11 protein-coding genes and 1 tRNA gene are annotated in these 12,729 nt (G+C 73.4%); 6 read left to right on the top strand and 6 right to left on the bottom strand.

Annotated features, from left to right (window positions below):
- Positions 1–7: 7 nt before the first annotated feature.
- Entirely contained in the window at positions 8–1,834 is a 1,827-nt protein-coding gene (locus ACPFP2_RS27695) for a hypothetical protein (protein WP_424092861.1), read from the bottom strand.
- 211 nt (positions 1,835–2,045) lie between these two features.
- Here ACPFP2_RS27695 and ACPFP2_RS27690 point away from each other — a divergent pair, with 211 nt between their 5' ends.
- On the top strand, positions 2,046–2,756 hold the full coding sequence (locus tag ACPFP2_RS27690) for a class I SAM-dependent methyltransferase (protein ID WP_363911098.1): 711 nt from the start codon (positions 2,046–2,048) through the stop codon (positions 2,754–2,756).
- Positions 2,757–2,824: 68 nt separating this feature from the next.
- Here ACPFP2_RS27690 and ACPFP2_RS27685 read toward each other — a convergent pair whose 3' ends face one another.
- The 3 genes from ACPFP2_RS27685 to ACPFP2_RS27675 form a co-directional block, all read right to left on the bottom strand.
- Positions 2,825–3,358, bottom strand: coding sequence for a YbhB/YbcL family Raf kinase inhibitor-like protein (locus ACPFP2_RS27685; protein WP_424092859.1), 534 nt, complete (start codon positions 3,356–3,358; stop codon positions 2,825–2,827).
- 189 nt (positions 3,359–3,547) lie between these two features.
- On the bottom strand, positions 3,548–4,447 hold the full coding sequence (locus ACPFP2_RS27680) for a 2-hydroxyacid dehydrogenase (protein WP_424092858.1): 900 nt from the start codon (positions 4,445–4,447) through the stop codon (positions 3,548–3,550).
- A gap of 80 nt (positions 4,448–4,527) precedes the next feature.
- Positions 4,528–4,614 (bottom strand) — tRNA-Ser (locus ACPFP2_RS27675).
- Positions 4,615–4,864: 250 nt separating this feature from the next.
- Between ACPFP2_RS27675 and ACPFP2_RS27670 the strand changes: the two genes are divergently transcribed.
- Positions 4,865–5,842, top strand: coding sequence for an NAD(P)H-quinone oxidoreductase (locus ACPFP2_RS27670; protein WP_424092856.1), 978 nt, complete (start codon positions 4,865–4,867; stop codon positions 5,840–5,842).
- Here the strand turns inward: ACPFP2_RS27670 and soxR are convergent.
- Complete coding sequence (soxR, locus tag ACPFP2_RS27665) at positions 5,829–6,284, bottom strand: redox-sensitive transcriptional activator SoxR (protein ID WP_424092854.1); 456 nt, start codon at positions 6,282–6,284, stop codon at positions 5,829–5,831. The two genes, ACPFP2_RS27670 and soxR, sit on opposite strands and share 14 nt — an antisense overlap.
- A 45-nt stretch (positions 6,285–6,329) precedes the next feature.
- Between soxR and ACPFP2_RS27660 the strand changes: the two genes are divergently transcribed.
- On the top strand, positions 6,330–7,046 hold the full coding sequence (locus ACPFP2_RS27660; RefSeq protein ID WP_424092852.1) for a transketolase: 717 nt from the start codon (positions 6,330–6,332) through the stop codon (positions 7,044–7,046).
- Complete coding sequence (locus ACPFP2_RS27655; RefSeq protein ID WP_424092850.1) at positions 7,046–7,972, top strand: transketolase family protein; 927 nt, start codon at positions 7,046–7,048, stop codon at positions 7,970–7,972. Before ACPFP2_RS27660 ends, ACPFP2_RS27655 begins: the two co-directional genes overlap by 1 nt.
- A gap of 9 nt (positions 7,973–7,981) precedes the next feature.
- Here the strand turns inward: ACPFP2_RS27655 and ACPFP2_RS27650 are convergent, their stop codons facing one another.
- Positions 7,982–8,689, bottom strand: a complete 708-nt coding sequence (locus ACPFP2_RS27650) for a glycosyltransferase family 2 protein (protein WP_424092893.1) — start codon at positions 8,687–8,689, stop codon at positions 7,982–7,984.
- Between the two features lie 127 nt (positions 8,690–8,816).
- Between ACPFP2_RS27650 and ACPFP2_RS27645 the strand changes: the two genes are divergently transcribed.
- Complete coding sequence (locus ACPFP2_RS27645; protein WP_424092848.1) at positions 8,817–10,976, top strand: hypothetical protein; 2,160 nt, start codon at positions 8,817–8,819, stop codon at positions 10,974–10,976.
- Positions 10,977–11,125: 149 nt separating this feature from the next.
- The gene (locus ACPFP2_RS27640; protein WP_424092846.1) at positions 11,126–12,724 is read left to right on the top strand and encodes a ricin-type beta-trefoil lectin domain protein; all 1,599 of its coding nucleotides are present in this window, start codon (positions 11,126–11,128) and stop codon (positions 12,722–12,724) included.
- Positions 12,725–12,729: the final 5 nt, after the last annotated feature.

The following is a 12,729-nucleotide window of genomic DNA, read 5'->3' as shown; positions in this document are numbered from 1 at the left end:
CGGCGCGTCATCCGGTGAGCGGCCGGACGTCCCACACCCACACCCCACCGGTGTAGGTCGGAGTGATCCCGGTCAGCGCGGTCATCGCCGTCCGCAACTCCTCGGCGTGCTCCTGCCGGCCCAGGACGACCACTCCGGCCCGCCAGTACCGCAGGTCCGTCACGGCGGCGGCCCGGTCCCGCCCGGTGATCGGCGGGATCTCGCCGGTCTTCGCGACGTGCCCGAAGAAGTTGCTGGTCCGCCGGTACGGGGCGGTGAAGAGGGCGACGTCCGGCTCGGCCGCCCAGGGCCGGGTGTCCGGGTAGAGGAAGTAGCCACGGGCCAGCGGCATCTCCAGCCCGGTCCGCGACGACCAGCGCAGCGGATCGGCGTACGTGTTGTCGGGCAGCGGCAGGGTGACCACGCTGCGCCCACCCGCCACGTACGGACGCCAGGCGCCGGAGGTGACGAAGGCGGGGGTCGGGTCGAGGCGGGTGGTGGGCAGCGGGGTCGGCAGCAGCGGCAGCAGGGCCATCAGCAGGACGGTGACCGTGCCGAAGCGGATCTGCCGTCGGGCGGCCGGATGCTCACGGGCCAGCAGGCGGGCCCGCTCCAGGCCGAGCGTGAGCAGCACCCCGATGATCGGGGTGATCGCCAGGGACCAGCGGGTGGGGACCACCGAGTGCAGCAGCGGCAGGTTCTCCAGCGCCGCCCAGGGGGCCGGCACACCGGTGTCGCGGCCGTTGAGCTGGACCTCCCGCCCCAGCGAGAGCACGGCGAAGAGCAGGGCGAGGACGGCCAGGCCGAGCACCGGCGCGCTGCGCCGCAGCCACCAGACCAGGGCGACGACGAGAACGACCAGGGGCCAGCCGAAGAAGGCGTTCTCCTCGGTGGCGTTGCGCGCCAACGGGGCGGCGGAGCGGGCGTCACCGGCCAGCGACTCCCGGGACCAGGCGACGAACGCGGCGAGGTCGGTGCGGTAGCCGCGGATCAGCCGGGACAAGCCGTGGTACGAGCCGGGACCGAAGAGCTGGACGTAGAGCGGGTACGCCAGCAGCACGGCGGAGAGCGCGGCGGCCACCCCCAGGCCGGCGAGGAACGGCCGCCACCCACGCCGCAGCTCGGGCCGGCCGACGGCGAGCGCGACGACCACCACGCCCAGCGCGATCGCGGTCATCAGCAGGATCTCGAGGTTCAGGAACGCCTGCCAGACGATCAGCAGGCCGAGCAGGAGGCCGTTGCGCAGCCAGCGTCCGGGCTCGGCGAGGCGCAGGGTCCGCCAGGCGATCAGGGGCACCACGAACTGGGACACGATGTTCGGGTGGGCGTTGGCGTGCGAGACCATCGCCGGGGCGAAGGCGCAGAACGCGGCCCCGACCCAGGCCGGCCCCCGGGACCGGGTCACCACCCGGGAGAGGAAGAAGTACCAGCTCACACCGGTGGCGGCCATTCCGAGAGTGAGGAAGAGCAGGAACGACCATTGCGGCCCGAAGATGACGGTTATCGGTGTCAGGGGTATTGAAATGGACAATACGGAGGTATTGGCCATCAGATTGACGCCGTCGGGCACGTTCATCCGGTCCGAACCGAAGGGATAGGCGAATTCGGTCACGACCCGCGCGCCGTGCGCCATCATCCACTCGAACTGCGACTGGTCCGACCGGTTGTCCCGAAGCCCGTCGCCGGGCCGCCACCACAGGCGCGCGGTCACCCAGAACGCCCCCAGCACGAAGCTGAGCACGGCCGCGACGTCCCACCACCGCCCCTCCCGCCGAGGTGCGCCGGGGTCGTCGCCGACCTCGGCGTCCCCGACGCCGGATCGCGCGACCCCGGGGTCCGATTCGGGAGTAGTCATGACAATTCAGAGCGTAGTTGGCCTATGCCGGCGACGTGACATGTTTCGGGGTACTGCCGTACCATGTGCCGGGTTCGCCGACCGTTCATCACGCGCCCAGCTCCCGACCGCATTTCGGCCAACACGGTGCCCCGTTTCCTCCGCGCAACATGCGGATGATTCACTCAGTCGGTCCAGGCGCGGATCGAGTCATACCGTGAGGAATCGACGCATGGCAGAAATCACTGGGGATCAGCGCGTCCAGTCGGAGGTGCTGGAGGGCCTGGCGACGGCGGTCAACCATCGCAGATGGTTCGTCGAGCTGGCCGTGCCCCACCTCGGTGACAACCCCATCGAGATCGGCAGCGGCCTCGGCGACTACGCGCTGGAGTGGGCGCGCCACGTGCCCCGCTTCACCGCCACCGAGGCCGACCCGGACCGGCTGGTCCAGCTCAAGGAGCGCCTCGCCGACGAGCCCACCATCGAGGTGCAGCAGATGCTGCTGCCGCACCCCGGGCGCGGCGACCACAGCGCGGCCGTGTCGTACAACGTGCTGGAGCACATCGAGGACCACGTCGGCGCGCTGCGCAGCATGCGCGACCTGGTCCGCCCCGGCGGCAAGGTGATCATCATCGTGCCGGCGTTCCAGTTCGCGATGAGCCCGGCCGACATCGCCACCGGCCACGTGCGCCGCTACACCAGGAAGACCCTCGCCGCGGCGATGACCGAGGCGGGGCTGACGGTGGAGACCATCCACTACGCCAACGCCCTCGGCCTGATCGGCTACTTCATGGCCACCAAGGTCTTCCGGCTGATGCCGAAGGAGGGCCCGATGGTGAAGGTCTACGACACCCTGGTCCTCCCCGCCACCAAGGCGGCCGAGCAGCGGGTACGCCCCCCGTTCGGCCAGTCGGTCTTCGCCGTCGCCCGCGTCCCGGGCTGACGCCGTACGACGAACGGGGCCCCCGCAGACGCGGTGGCCCCGTTCGTCGTGTCACGGCTCGCGCCGGGTCACTCCTTGACGTGGAAGGTGGGGCGGATGACCGCCCGGGCCAGGGTGTGGAAGGCCAGGTTGAACCCGACGTAGGCGGGGCTGGCCCCCGGGCCGACGTCCAGCCGCTCGACGTCCACCGCGTGCACCGCGAAGACGTACCGGTGCGGGCGGTCGCCGGGCGGCGGGGCGGCGCCACCGTAGCCGGTGTCGCCGTAGTCGTTGCGGACGCTGAACGCCCCGCCGAGGTCGGCCTCCTTCACCCCGGTCGGCAACTCGGTCACCGAGGTGGGCACGTCGACCAGCACCCAGTGCCAGAAGCCGCTGCCGGTCGGGGCGTCCGGGTCGAAGCAGGTCACCACGAAGCTCTGCGTCCCGGCCGGGAAGCCCGACCAGGCCAGGTGCGGGGAGACGTTCTCGCCACCGGCGCTGCCGTGCGCGTGGCGCGCGTCCATCGGCTCGCCGTTGCGCACGTCGTCGCTGGTGAGGTCGAACGACCCGACGGTCGGCAGCAGCTCGTACGGGTCCGGGGCGATCGGTCGTTCCAGGGTCATCGGGGGTCCTTCCGGTACGCGTGATGTCCTGCGCCCTTCTTACCCCGCCGACGCCGCCCGCCGAACCGGAAGCGCCGCGTGTGCGCAACCGGTTCCGCAGACACGACGCCCCGGCGGCGAGGGCGGCTGCTGCCGGGGCACACACCGCCGGAGTGCCCGGAAGGGACACCCTGCGGTGGGACCCGACAGTTACGGCCCCACCACGACGTTCGCGAGCGGCTCGCCCGCCGCGTACCGCCGGACCTGGTCGACCAGCAGCCGGCGGGCCCGGGGGGCCAACGCACGGGTCAGTCCGCCGACGTGCGGGCTGATCAGGACGTTCGGCGCGGACCACAGCGGGTGGTCGGCGGGCAGCGGCTCGGGTTCGGTGACGTCCAGGGCCGCGTGCAGCCGGCCCGCGCCGAGTTCGGCGAGCAGCGCCTCGGTGTCCACCACCCGTCCCCGTGACACATTCACCAGCAGGGCGCCGTCGGGCATCCTGGCGAGGAAGTCCTTGTCCACCAGGCCCTCGGTCTCCGGGGCCAGCGGCGTGACCAGGATGACGACGTCCGCCCGGGGCAACAACTCGGGAAGGTCGGAGACCGGCCGTACGCCGGGGCGGGCGCCCCGGGCCACCCGACTGATCTCCACCTCGAACCCGGCGAGCCGGCGCTCGATCGCGGCGCCGATCGAGCCGTACCCGACGATCAGCACCCGGGCGTCGGCCAGCCCGGCCGACCAGCCCGAGGACCACCGGCCCTCGCTCCCCGCCCGGACGAAGTCCGGCAGCCGACGCCGGGCGGCGAGGGTGAGCGCCACGGCCAGTTCGGCGGTGGCCGCGTCGTGCACGCCCCGGCCGTTGGCCAGCGTCAGGCCGGGCCGCAGGTACGGCAGGACGTGGTCGTAGCCGGCGGTCACGGTCTGCACCACCCTGAGCCGGGGCATCCGGGCGATCGGTTCGCAGAGGCGCGGATCGATGATCCCGTACGGCACCGCGTAGAACTCGACATCGTCCAGGTCCTCGGGCACGGGCCGAGTGCCGTCGTACAGCGCGACGTCCAGATCGGCGAGGTCGGCCACGGCGTCGGGGTGAGAGATCAAGTAGCGCACGACGCCAATCATGCGGGACCGGGGCGAGCCGGCCGTGCCCGCACGCTCATGAGCGTCGGCCACCGAGGAGCCTGCCAGGGCGGAGGGTGTGGGATTCGAACCCACGAAGACATCGCTGCCTTACCGGTTTTCAAGACCAGCGCCATCGGCCACTAGGCGAACCCTCCCGGGCCGTCACCCGTGGGGACGGCCGGTGCCTAGTCTGCCACGGCCGTCGTACGGCCGAGCGGTCCTCCCACCCCTAATCGACGGGACGCCGGGGTACGGACGACCGGACGATCGCGCTGATCACGGCGATCACGGGCCGCCGGCCGGTCCACAGTGGGCGGTGTAGTCGACGCCGGCACGACCGGGCCCCGACGGAGGGGAATTCCGGGCCGGGCGTGGCGCGCGGGGCGGATCGGGTAAGACTGGGCCATGCGCGCGATGACGATCCCGGAACCCGGCGGACCCGAGGCACTGGTCTGGGCCGAGGTGCCCGACCCGGAGCCCGGCCCCGGCGAGGTGGTCGTGGACGTACGGGCCAGCGCGGTCAACCGGGCGGACCTGCTGCAACGGCAGGGCTTCTACCCGCCGCCGCCGGGCGCGCCGGCGTACCCCGGTCTGGAGTGCTCGGGCGTGGTCGGCGCGGTCGGCGACGGGGTGACCGGCTGGGAGGTCGGGCAGGACGTCTGCGCGCTGCTGGCCGGCGGTGGCTACGCGGAGCGGGTGGCCGTGCCGGCCGGGCAGCTGCTGCCGGTGCCGGCGGGGGTCGACCTGGTGGACGCCGCGGCGCTGCCCGAGGTCGCCTGCACGGTCTGGTCGAACGTGGTGCGGCTGGCCCGGCTCGGCAAGGGTGAGACCCTGCTGGTGCACGGCGGCGGCAGCGGGATCGGCACGTTCGCGATCCAGCTCGGGGCCGCGCTCGGCGCGACCGTGGTGGCGACCGCCCGGGCGGCGAAGCACGAGCGGCTGCGCGAGCTTGGTGCGGCGCACACCGTCGACTACCGGGAGCAGGACTTCGTCGAGGAGGTCCGCCGGGTCACCGACGGCCGGGGCGCGGACGTCGTCCTGGACATCATGGGCGCGTCGTACCTGGCGCGGAACGTGGCGGCGCTGGCCGACGGCGGCCGGCTGGTGGTGATCGGCATGCAGGGCGGCCGGAAGGCCGAGCTGGATCTGGGCGCGCTGCTGGCGAAGCGGGCCTCGGTGGCGGCCACCGCGTTGCGCTCCCGCCCGCTCGACGACAAGGCGGAGATCGTCCGCGGGGTCCGCGAGCAGGTCTGGCCGCTGGTCGAGTCGGGGGTGGTCCGGCCCGTCGTGGACCGGCGGCTGCCGATGACCGACGCGGCGCAGGCGCACCGGCTGGTCGAGTCGAGCGATCACCTCGGCAAGGTGCTGCTCACTCTCGGGTGACGTCGGCGCGGGGCAGCACCAGCCGGGCGCCCGGCCCCTCGCCGGCCAGCGAGTCCTCCGGGTTGTTGAGCTTGCAGCGCTGCAAGCTCAGGCAGCCGCAGCCGATGCAGCCGTCCAGGTCGTCGCGGAGCTTGCCGAGCAGGCGGATCTTCTCGTCCAGCCGCTCCCGCCAGGCGCGGGAGAGCGCCGCCCAGTCGTCCGGGGTGGGGGTGCGCGAGGAGGGCAGCGAGTCCAGCGCCTCGCGGATCTCCTCCAGCGAGATGCCGACCTGCTGGGAGATCCGCACGAACGCCACCCGGCGCAGCTCGGTACGCGCGTACCGGCGCTGGTTGCCGCCGGTACGTTCGGCGCGGATCAGGCCGAGCCGTTCGTAGTAGCGCAGGGCCGAGGGCGCGACCCCGCTGCGGGCGGAGAGCTGGCCGATGGTGAGTGATTCGTGCATCAGTCGCCTTGAGTTGAAGTGAACTTCAACTTGCAGGCTAACCGCATGACGACCACGACCACCACCGCCCCGCCGGGCCCACCGCTGCCCGACCCGGTCGCCGCCCCGCTGGAACGGCTCCGCGCCGGCCGCGAGTTCGGTGCCAACGTGTACTCCACCATCGACGTGCTCTGGGTGCTCTACGACCGCGTCCTGCGGATCAGCCCGGAGACCTCGGACGATCCGGACCGGGACCGCTTCCTGCTCTCCAAGGGGCACGCCGTCGCCGGCTACTACGCGGTGCTCGCCGCCAAGGGCTTCCTGCCCGAGCACTGGCTGGACGACCAGGGCGGCCCGGACAGCCGCCTCGGCGACCACCCCGACCGAGTGCTCGTCCCCGGCGTGGAGATCGGCTCCGGCTCGCTCGGCCACGGCCTCGGCCTCGGCGTGGGCACCGCGCTCGGGCTACGCGCTGCGGGCCGCACCGACCCCCGGGTGTACGTGCTGCTCGGCGACGCCGAACTCGACGAGGGCTCCAACCACGAGGCGATCGCGTACGCCGGCGCGACCGGGCTGGGCAACCTGACCGCGATCGTGCTCGACAACCGCTCGGCGAGCCACGGCTGGCCCGGCGGGGTGGCCAGCCGGTTCACCGTCAACGGATGGACCGCCGCCACCGTCGACGGGCGCGACCACGACGCCCTGCACAGCGCCCTCACCGGGCACGACCGACACCGGCCGCACGTCGTCGTCGCGGTCGTCACCGACGGGGAGCAGCCGTGATGCGGGAGACCTTCATCGACACCATGACCGACCTGCTCGCCGAGGACCCGCGTACGGCGGTGGTGCTGGCGGACATCTCCGCCGCGTCGTTCGCCCCGGCCGCCCGCCGCCACCCGGACCGGGTGCTCAACGTCGGCATCCGGGAGCAGTTGCTGATCGGGGTGACCGGCGGGCTGGCGCTGACCGGGCTGCGGCCGGTGGCGCACAGCTACGCGCCGTTCCTCGTCGAGCGGGCGTACGAGCAGATCAAGCTGGACCTCGACCACCAGGGCGTCGGGGCGGTGCTGGTCGGCATCGGGGCGTCGTACGACCGGGCCGAGGCGGGCCGTACCCACCTGAGCCCCGCCGACGTGGCACTGATCGACAGCCTGCACGGCTGGACCGTGCACGTGCCGGGGCACCCGGGCGAGGTGGCGCCGCTGCTGCGCGCGGCGGTGGCCGCGGACTCGTCGGCGTACCTGCGGCTCTCCACCCGGCGCAACGCGCGGGCGTACCCGGACGGCGGCGACCTGCGGGTGGTGCGGGACGCCGGACCGGGCGCGGCGCTGCTGGTGGCGGTCGGGCCGGTGCTCGACGCCGCGCTGGCCGCGGTGGCCGACCTGCCGGTGACGGTGGCCTACACCCACCGGCCGCGCCCGTTCGACGTGTTCGGCCTGCGGGCGCTGGCCGGCACGGAGGTGGTGCTGGTGGAGCCCTACCTGGCCGGCACCTCGGCGCGGGTGGTGTCGGAGGCGCTCGCCGACCGGCCGCACCGGCTGCTCAGCCTCGGCGTGGGCCGGGCGGAGCTGCGGCGGTACGGCACAGCGGATGACCACACCCGCTGGCACGGGCTGGACGCGGCCGGCCTGCGCCGGTCGGTCGACGGCTTCCTCGGTGAACTGTCAGTCGCTGGCCCGCCGGGAGCTGAACTGTCAGCGGCGGGCTGAGCCGGCCTGTCAGCGCTGGGCCGGGCGGGCGGGACGGCGGCGGGTGCGCTCCCGGCCGAGGATCCACAGCGCCTCGACGCCGTCCTTCCAGGTGATCTTCTTGCCCTCCTCGCGACCGCGCGCCCGGTAGCTGATCGGCACCTCGTACGGGCGGATCCGGCGGCGCAGCAGCTTGCCGGTCACCTCCGCCTCCATGCCGAACCCGCGGGAGCGGACGTCGAGGGAGCGGTACAGCTCGACCGGCATCAGCTTGAAGCAGGTCTCCAGGTCACCGATGTACGAGTTGAACAGCACGTTGGCGGCCATCGTGACGCCCTTGTTGCCCATCACGTACCAGAAGCTGTAGGCGCTGTGGCTGCCGAAGGTCCGATTGCCGTAGACGACCGTGGCGCGGCCGTCGAGGACCGGGTCGAGCAGCCGCGGGATGTCCTGCGGGTCGTACTCCAGGTCGGCGTCGAGGATGACCATGTACTCGCCCTCGGCGCTGTCCACCGCCGTCCTGATGGCCGCGCCCTTGCCCGCGTTGCGCTGGTGGGTGATCACCCGCAGCCGCGCGTCGTCGGCCCGGCCGAGGATCTCACCGGTGCCGTCCCGGCTGCCGTCGTCGACCACGACCAGCTCGATCTCGCACGGGTAATCGACCGCCAACGCCTGCTTGAGGGCGTCCGCGATGCGTTCTTCCTCGTTGTAGACCGGCATGAGGATCGAGAGCTTCACGGGGATCGTCTCCACGGTGGGCACAGTAAGTCGGACATAGCCTAGCCTGGCTGGTCAGCCAGGTGGACCCCGCCACCATGGGCGTCCGGCACCCGCCCATTCAGGCGGATGGTGTTTACTTCCGCCCATGTCGGCAGCCGGCTTCCTGGTCGTGGTGGCACCCGTCGCCGCGTTCGTCCTGCTCACCTCGCTGCTCCGGCCCCGCCACGGGGACGCGGTCGCGCCCCTGCGGCTGGCCGTCGTCCGCGCCGCGCTGCTGACCGGCTGCTACGCCGTGGCCACCGTGGAGCTGCTCGGTGCGGCGGGCGCGCTCACCGCGCCGGCCTTCGCGCTGGCGTGGCTGCTCTTCCTCGCCGCCACCGTCACCGCCGCCCGGCTGCGGGCCCGGCGCGCAGCGGCCGGCGACCCGGTCACCGCCGCCCGCGTGCCGGCCCTGGTCGGCGCGGCCACCGGCTCGGCCGCTCCGACCGGCGGTGGGCCCACGCACGCCGGTCCGGCGGATCCCGGCCCGACGTCCGCGCCGGGTGGGCCCACGCCGACGCCGGCCGGCCCGCGCGCCCGGCTGGCCGAGTTCCGGCGTACGGCGGGGCGGGGCGAGCGACTGCTGGCCGGCACGGTCGTCGGGGTGGTGCTGGTGGAGCTGCTCGTCGCGCTGCTGGCCGAACCCAACAACTACGACTCGCAGACCTACCACCTGCCCAAGGTGGAGCACTGGGTGGCGCAGGGCGGCCTCGACTTCTGGCCGACCGCGATCCACCGGCAGGTGACCATCCCGCCCGGCGCGGAGTACCTGCTGCTGCACCTGCGGCTGCTCACCGGCGGCGACGCGCTGCACAACCTGGTGCAGTGGGCGGCCGGCATCGGCTGCCTGGTGGCGGCCACCCGGGTCGTCGCCCAGCTCGGCGGCGGCCGGCGGGCCCAGTTGCTCACCGCCTTCCTGCTCGCCACCACGCCGATGGTGGCGCTCCAGGCGACCAGCACCCAGACCGACCTGGTCGCCGCCGCCTGGGCGGCCTGCGCCGGGACGCTGGCCCTGGACGGGCTGCGCCGCCGCGCCGGGTGGGGCGACCTGCTGGCGCTCGGCACGGCCACCGGGCTGACCGCGCTGACCAAGACCAGCGGCCTGATCGCGGTCGGCCCGCTGCTGGTGCTCTGGGGGATCGCCCAGCTCCGGACGGCGTTCCGTCCCCCGGCCGCCGGCCCCGCCCGGCCGGCGGCCGGGGTGGCCCGGACGGTCGCCGGTTCGCTGCTGGTGCTGCTGGTCGCGGCGGCGGTGGTCGGCCCGTTCCTGGCCCGGGTGACCGCCGAGTTCGGGCATCCGCTCGGCCCGCCCCGGCTGCGCGAGTCCATCCCGATGGAACGGCACGACCCGGCCTCGGTGCTGGTCAACGCGCTGCGGATCGGGCACACCGCGTTCGACACCCCGCTCGCGCCGCTGCGCACCGGCAGCGCGGAGGCGATCATGGCGGGCTCGCGGGCGATCGGCGTCGACCCGCAGGACCGGGACATCACCTTCGGCCGGGAGGTCTTCCCGGTGCCGGCCTGGTACCCGGACGAGGACCGGGTGGCGTTCCCGCTGGCCGGGTCGCTGGCCCTGCTCGGCGCGGTGTTCGCGCTGGCCCGGCCGGGCCGGATCAGCCCGGAGCGGGCCGGGGCGCTGCGGGCGTACGCCACGGCGATCGTGGTCGCCGTCGTCCTGCACACCGCGATGATCAAGTGGCAGACCTGGGGCAACCGGCTGCTGCTCTACGCGCTGGTGGCGGCGGTGCCGCTGGCCGGGCTCTGGCTGGACGCGCTGTTCCGGCGGCGACTCGCCCCCGGTCGCCGTTCGGTGGCGGCGTCGTTGGCGGTGACCGTGCTGGCCACCTCCGCCCTGGCCGGGGTGCTGGCCCTGTCGTACGGCTTCCCGCGCCGGCTGGTCGGGGCCGGCTCGGTCTTCACCACCTCGGAGTGGGACACCCGGTTCCTGCGCCGGCCGCACTGGGCCGAGGAGTTCCGCTGGGCCGCCGACGCGGTACGACGGGACGGCGTGCGCCGGATCGGGCTCGTCCAGCAGAACGACAACTGGGAGTACCCCTGGTGGTTGTTGCTGCGCGACGCCGAGGGCCGCCCGCCGGAGCTGGTGGCGTTGCAGTCGGTGCTGCCCGACCGACCGCCGGCCGACCCGTCGACGGTGGACGCGATCGTCTGCACCGGCAGCCGCGCGGCCTGCGTCAAGCTGGTGCCGGCGGGCTGGCGGGTCGAGTACCGCGACTACGTCGGCTACGCCCTGCCGCCCGGCCGCTGACCCACGCCGCCCGGCTCGCGGGCCCGGCCCTGCCCGGCGGCGCAGATGACGGAAACCTTTCCGAGAGACATTCACATAGCTGCATCCCCGGCGCTACCTTCCGGTAACTCGATCGACGTCCCGCGATCGAGTGCGAAAGGAGTGCGTCGATGCCTGGCACCCCCACCCGGCGCGCACCGGTGGTCCGGCGGCGTCACCTCGCCGTCGTCACCGCCGCCGCCCTCGTCCTGCCCATGCTCCTCGGGCCGGTGTCCCCCGCCGCCGCCGACGACCGTCCGACCGTCCAGCCACTCCCGACGAACCTCGAAGCGGTCCGCGCCGCCGAGGCCACCGCGCTCTACGGCTCACCGGAGATCCGGCCGCTGGAGCAGCGCCGCACCGCCCTGGTGACGATGGGCGACAGCGAGATCTCCGGCGAGGGCGTGGGCAACTACGTCCCCGGCACCCACGAGCCGGGCAACTGGTGCGACCGCTCGTACGACCAGGCGGTCTTCCGCACCGGCATCCCCGCCGACGAGAAGTACAACATCGCCTGCTCGGGGGCCACCCCGTGGAACCTGGTCGCCGGCGGCCCCACCCAGCACAACGAGCTGAACCAGGGCGACCACCTGGCGATCAAGGCGCGCAACACGCACGTCAGGCTGATCTGGGTGGTGGTCGGCGCCAACGGCGACGGCACCATCCAGTTCGGGCCGGTCGCCACGGACTGCGCGGTACGCCGGGTCTTCTTCCAGGGCCCCTGCTATCCGACCTACACCGACCAGTGGACGATCCGCACCGACGGCAGCCGCCGCGCCGTCGAAGAGGCGCTCACCGCCATCCGCCGCACCATGACCGACGCCGGCTACCTGCGCTCCGACTACGAACTGGTGCTGATGTCGTACCCGAGCCCGGGCAGCCCGGACGTGGAGGACAACCCGAACTTCCCCGGCTGGTACTCCGGCGGCTGCCTGCTCTACCTGGCCGACACGGCGTTCGCCCGGAACAAGGCGGTGCCGCTGTTCGAGACGGCGCTGCGGGCTGCGGCGACCAACACCGGCACCCGCTACCTGGACGCCAGCCGCCTGTTCCACGGCCACGAGGTCTGCGCCGACGTCACCGCGGTGCGCGGCCTCTACATCGAGGTGGGGGTCTGGGACGAGAACGCGGCCCGGCAGTCGTTCCACCCGAACGCCCGTGGCCACGGCATGTTCGCCCAGTGCGTCACCCAGTTCTGGAATTCCGGCCAACAGCGGGCCACCTGCGTCGACCCGGCCAGCACCGGCGCCGGGGTGCTCTACCCCGGGCTGTTCGAGTTCAGGCAGCTGCGCAACGCAGCCACCGGCACCTGCGTCGACGGGAAGGGGTACGACTCGCGCAACGGCACCGTCCAGCAGTCGTACGCCTGCCACGGCGGGCGCAACCAGGGCTTCTGGTACGACCCGACCCGCCGGTCACTGCACACCGAGCTGTCCCACGACCGCTGCCTGGACGTGGCGGGCGCCTCGTTGACGGCCGGCACCGCGGTCAACGTGTACGACTGCCACGGTGGCGCCAACCAGCAGTTCGTCCTCGCCGGCAACCAGCTCAAGCCGGCCGGCGCGACCAATCTCTGCGTGGCCTTCGACAACCCGTGGTTCGGCACCCCCCGGCTGCGGCTCGCCACCTGCTCCACCAGCACCCGCCAGCAGTGGTCCTTCGAGTCCCGGTCGTTCGCCGCCCCCGTCGGGTACGGCCACGACGACTTCATCGGTTCCCGGGTCTACTGAGCGAC

The organism is Micromonospora citrea (assembly GCF_049629545.1).
Taxonomy (GTDB): Bacteria; Actinomycetota; Actinomycetes; order Mycobacteriales; family Micromonosporaceae; genus Micromonospora; species Micromonospora citrea_A.
This window is presented reverse-complemented; position numbering and strand designations above follow the sequence as displayed.